At 70.3% G+C, this 3,504-nt stretch carries 4 protein-coding genes; 2 read left to right on the top strand and 2 right to left on the bottom strand.

Features of this window, described 5'->3' with window-relative positions:
• Positions 1-1,252 (top strand): MFS transporter (locus FNH04_RS43305; protein ID WP_152791722.1); only part of this gene is annotated, 1,252 nt, incomplete at its 5' end.
• 20 nt (positions 1,253-1,272) lie between these two features.
• On the opposite strand, the gene FNH04_RS43300 is transcribed toward FNH04_RS43305, so the two are convergent.
• Positions 1,273-1,425, bottom strand: coding sequence for a hypothetical protein (locus FNH04_RS43300; RefSeq protein ID WP_107105381.1), 153 nt, complete (start codon positions 1,423-1,425; stop codon positions 1,273-1,275).
• 259 nt (positions 1,426-1,684) lie between these two features.
• On the opposite strand from FNH04_RS43300, the gene FNH04_RS43295 reads away from it, so the two are divergent.
• Complete coding sequence (locus tag FNH04_RS43295; protein WP_152791721.1) at positions 1,685-2,584, top strand: NYN domain-containing protein; 900 nt, start codon at positions 1,685-1,687, stop codon at positions 2,582-2,584.
• A 91-nt stretch (positions 2,585-2,675) separates the two neighbouring features.
• Here FNH04_RS43295 and FNH04_RS43290 read toward each other — a convergent pair.
• The coding region (locus FNH04_RS43290; RefSeq protein ID WP_228031970.1) for an alpha/beta fold hydrolase at positions 2,676-3,504 on the bottom strand (829 nt) is incomplete at its 5' end.

The following is a 3,504-nucleotide window of genomic DNA, read 5'->3' as shown; positions in this document are numbered from 1 at the left end:
GTCGCTGGGGCGGCGGTTCGGGTGGCTGTGGGCGGCGTACGCGGTCAGCACCTTCGGTACGCGGTTCGCCTTCGACGCCTTCCCCCTGATCGCGGTCCTGGTGCTGCACGCCGGGCCGGCGGAGGTGTCGGCGCTGGCCGCCGCGGGGCTGGCCGTGGGGGCGGTGGTGGCGGTACCGCTGGGCCCGTGGGTGGAGTTCCGCCGCAAGCGCCCGGTGATGATCGCGATGGACCTGATCAGGTTCACTGCGTTGATCAGCGTCCCCGTCGCGTTCGCCCTCGGCCGGCTCGGCCTGCCCCAACTCGTGGTGGTGTCGGTCGTCGCCGCCGCGGCCGACATCACCTTCAACGCGGCCGCCGGAGCATGTCTGAAGTCCCTCGTACGGCCGGAGGACCTGCTCGTCGCGAACGGGCGGTTCGAGGCCACGACCTGGACCGCCACCATGCTCGGACCGCCGCTCGGCGGGGCCGCGATCGGGGTGTTCGGCCCGGTGCTCACGGTCATGGCCGACGCGGTCAGCTATCTGCTGTCGGCCGTCGGGATCCGCGCGATCGGTGGAAGGGAGCCTCGGCCCGCGCGCACCTTGGAACCGTCGCGGCTGCGGGCCGGCGACCTGCTCGACGGGTGGCGGTACATCCTGGCCGGGCCGGTGCTGCGTCCCCTCTTCCTCAACGCGGTCCTGGTCAACGGCCTGATCATGGCGACCTCGCCCCTGCTCGTGGTCCTCATGCTCGGTCCCCTGGGCTTCGCTCCCTGGCAGTACGGCCTCGCGTTCGCGGTGCCCTGTGTCGGGGGCCTGATCGGCTCACGGCTGGCCCGTCGGCTCGTCGCGCGGTTCGGGCAGCGCAGAGTCCTGCTCACCGCCGGAACGCTGCGCGCGTGTTGGACCCTCGGGCTGGCACTGGTCCGCCCCGGCACCACCGGGCTCGTGCTCGTCATGGTCGTCGAGCTGGGGTTGATCACCAGCGCGGGTGTCTTCAACCCGGTGCTCGCCACCTGCCGGCTGGAGCACACGGCGACGGACCGGGTCACCCGCACGCTGTCCGCCTGGTCGGTCACGGGCAAGGTCACGATCGCGGTCATGACGGGGCTGTGGGGTCTGCTGGCCGGTCTCACCGGCGCCCGTACGGCGATCGTGATCGCCGGTGTCCTCCTGCTGCTCACTCCGCTTCTGCTCCTGCGGACCGGTGACCCGACACGCGCAGAGCCCCGTACGGCGGCGGTGCCGTACGGGGCTCTGAAGCGTGAATGAGTCCGCGTGACGAGGCGGCGTTACGAGGCGGTCGGGTCGGCCGGGCGGATCCAGAGCCGCTGACCGATGGCGGCGGCCTGCTGAACGATCCGGTTGACGGAGGCCGCGTCCACGACGGTGCTGTCCACGGGCGTGCCGTCGACGTCGTCGAGTCGCATGATCTCGAAGCGCAAGGGGCTTCTCCCTTCGTCTGGTCATCCTCCTGAGGAGAACTACTGATGCCACTGGTGCGGGAGCACAGGGCCTTGGTGTCCCGTGTTCCCACAGAAGTCAACGAGATGCCTGTTACAAACATTCCCTACGCTAAGGAAATTTTTCGAGAACCTAATTACTCGCGAGTAAGTGGCCTGCCCGGAGGGTGTGTCGTCGGGCGAAGAAGACTGATTGGGACCGGTTGTGTTCGTAGCGTGACCGCCGGGACAATGGACTTATATGAACGACGACCTCGCGGCGCTCGGCGCCCGCATCGACCGAACGAACGAGCTGCTTCAGCGCATGCTCGCCGAGGTGGCCAAGACGCCCTCGACGCATGCGATCTTCGTCGACGCCGGGTATCTCTACGCGGCCGCGGGTCGGCTCATCGCCGGTACGGAGGACCGGCGGTCCTTCGACCTGGATGCCGAGGGACTGATCGACGCGCTCATCGACCGGGCGCGCACCGTCTTCGCCGACAGCCGGCTGCTGCGGGTGTACTGGTACGACGGGGCGAGACGCCGCATCCACACGGCGGAACAGCAGTCGATCGCGGAACTGCCGGACGTGAAGGTGCGGTTGGGCAACCTGAACGCGAACAACCAGCAGAAGGGCGTCGACTCCCTGATCCGCACCGACCTCGAGTCACTGGCCCGGCACCGGGCGATCAGCGACGCGGCGCTCCTCGGCGGTGACGAGGACCTGGTGTCCGCGGTCGAGGCGGCGCAGGGGTACGGGGCGCGGGTCCACCTCTGGGGCATCGAGGCGCCCGAAGGCCGTAACCAGGCGGAGCCGCTGCTCTGGGAGGTCGACAGCCAGCGAACGCTCGACCTGGACTTCTTCAAGCCGTACGTGTCGCGCCGGACCACCCCTCCGTACGACAACGGGACGGCCACCGCCCGGCCGACCCGCGAGGACGTCCGCTTCGTGGGCGCCCAGATCGCGGCGAAGTGGCTTGCGGCGCGAGGGCGGGAGACGCTGGGGGAGCTGCTCCCAGGGCATCCTTATCTGCCGGGATCGGTGGACCAGGACCTGCTGGTGGAGGCGGAGGGGCTGCTGCAGTACTCGCTGCGGGGACAGGCGGATCTGCGGCGGGCACTGCGCGACGGCTTCTGGGAGCACCTGCAGGCGCAGTACTAGCCGCAGTACCGGCCGCCCGCAGTACTGGCCGCAGTGTTTGCCGCAGTACTGGATCGCAGCCGGTCGGCCGGGGGAGGTCAGCTCCCGCTGCCTAGCTGTGGCCGGTCGTGTCCCAGAACTCGATCAGGGCCCGAGCCGTGGCTTCCGGCTGGTCCGTGTTGGGGGAGTGATCGGCTCCGCGGACGACGGTGCGGTGCGCGTTGAGGCGTACGGCCATCTCGTCGAGGAGCGGGATCGGCCAGGTGTCGTCGTGTTCGCCGGAGAGCACGTGGACGGGGAGCGGGAGCGCGGCCAGTTCGGCGACGCGGTCGGGTTCCGTACAGAGCTGGCGGCCCGTGGCCATGAGCTGGGCCGGGCTGTTCCCGAGCCAGCGGTGACGTAGGGCGGCGCGGTCGTCGAGGCCCGCGTCGAGAGCGGGCGTGTCGGTCTCCTCGGGGGGCTCCATGGCCTGGATGGCGTCCCACACCACGGTCATGTCCATCACGGTGAGGGCGTCCCGGAGCAGCTTCACGCGCTGCTGCTGGGGGACGGAGATCTGCGCCGGGCCCGAGGCCATCAGGGTGAGGGAGACGAAGGGGGACGGGTCGAGGAGTACGGCCGCGCGGGCGATCTGACCGCCGAGGGAATGGCCGACGAGGTGGACTGGGGTGTCGCTGACCGCGGCCGCCTGGGCGAGCACGTCCTTGGCCAGCTCGGACTGGGCGTACGGGGACTCGTCGTCGCGCGGGCCGGGAGTCTCGTACTGGCCGCGGCCGTCCACGGCGACCGTGCGGTAACCGGCGGCTGCCAGGGGCTGGTGGAGGGCGATGAAGTCCTCCTTGCTGCCGGTGAAACCCGGGAGGAGCAGGGCAGTGCCCTTCTCGGCCGTACCTGCCTCGATCACGGCGAACTCCCCGCGCGGCGTGTGGAGACGGTGGGCC

Source organism: Streptomyces phyllanthi (assembly GCF_009377205.1).
Classification (GTDB): Bacteria; Actinomycetota; Actinomycetes; order Streptomycetales; family Streptomycetaceae; genus Streptomyces; species Streptomyces phyllanthi.
This window is presented reverse-complemented; position numbering and strand designations above follow the sequence as displayed.

What these genes read in the sequence shown, in the direction of transcription:
- FNH04_RS43295 (WP_152791721.1), top strand. Translation starts at nt 1,685, where the DNA reads ATGAACGACGACCTCGCGGCGCTCGGCGCCCGCATCGACCGAACGAAC.